This is a genomic window from Moorena sp. SIO3I6, assembly GCF_010672095.1.
Genome location: NZ_JAAHHU010001555.1, coordinates 1 through 1,166, shown reverse-complemented (window position 1 = coordinate 1,166; position 1,166 = coordinate 1). Strand labels below are relative to the sequence as shown.

The 1,166-nt window shown below is 40.1% G+C and carries 3 protein-coding genes; all 3 read right to left on the bottom strand.

Annotation, left to right across the window (positions count from 1 at the left end; genetic code table 11):
• Window positions 1–233 (bottom strand): hypothetical protein (locus F6K49_RS51160; protein ID WP_293110593.1); only part of this gene is annotated, 233 nt, incomplete at its 3' end.
• Window positions 234–454: 221 nt separating this feature from the next.
• On the bottom strand, window positions 455–637 hold the full coding sequence (locus F6K49_RS51155) for a hypothetical protein (protein ID WP_293110591.1): 183 nt from the start codon (window positions 635–637) through the stop codon (window positions 455–457).
• Between the two features lie 312 nt (window positions 638–949).
• A partial coding sequence (locus F6K49_RS51150; protein ID WP_293110589.1) for a Lin0512 family protein occupies window positions 950–1,166 on the bottom strand: 217 nt, incomplete at its 5' end.

The following is a 1,166-nucleotide window of genomic DNA, read 5'->3' as shown; positions in this document are numbered from 1 at the left end:
GATTGATTGTTAGCATCTACAGTGATATCACCATTACCTTCGATGCTCAGATTACTCATAATCTCCAGTGCCCCATTAGTAAGGGCAATTGTTCCAGTGAGGTTGGGATCAAAGATAATTATATCGTCCCCTGGGGTATTATTGGCTGCCTCAATGGCTTCTCGCAGAGAAACACCACCCGTACCAATGCCATTATTTTCATCATCTAAGGTGGTAACCGTGAAAGTTGCCATATATTTCTCCTGGTATTGTTTCTAGGAAATTAATTCCTGTATTCAAGGTATTGACTAGCTCACTATGAAATTCCACAAACAAAATTAATTAAGCGATCACCCTAAGGTATTTTACTGAGCTAGTTCTAAAACTAGTTTAGTAAAACGTACTAATATCTATCAAATAAAATACTAGATTAATCAAATCTTTAATTAGCTGAAAATAGAAAAATATTCTGGGTTTAAATTCGGTGAAATCTAAAAGGGAATAGGGAACAGGGAATAGGGAATAGGGAATAGGGAATAGGGAATAGGGAATAGGGAATAGGGAATAGGGAATAGGGAATAGGGAATAGGGAATAGGGAATAGGGAACAGGGAACAGGGAACAGGGAAGAGATAAGAGGGAATAGGGATGCGCTGCATTAAGAGGTGCGACAATAAGCGCGAATTTAATTCTTAATGGTAAGAGCGCACCTCAAAGGGAATCAACGTCAAAGAAAACTGTACCTCATGAGTCCTAGAAACGCTATAGCATTTTCATTTGAGATGTAAACTGAGAAGGTCTTATTTGATTTTATTAAAAAACGATGGAGCTCTTGCCCCTATTGCCTATTGCTAGCATGCCTATTGCCTTTTTCGACAATCTCTGATTTTACAACTCGTTTGAAAACGCTATAGCTGAATGCTGATAGCTGTTCGCGTAGCGTGCGCGTAGCGCTTAAGCTGATAGCTTAGCTAATCACTATCCACCAAAACAGTAATGGCTGCAACAGCAATCAGCATCTCATCATTTTTATCATTAAGTTCTGGAATCGCCCTGCCTTGAACCACCATTCCACCGGACTCAAGGGATAGAGTTTTCTGACCAAAAGGGAGTACAGCCAGTACTTCATCTTCCCGGACTTGCTCTGGGTAAGGCACGGCGACTTGAACTTCAACTATCATTTGATTG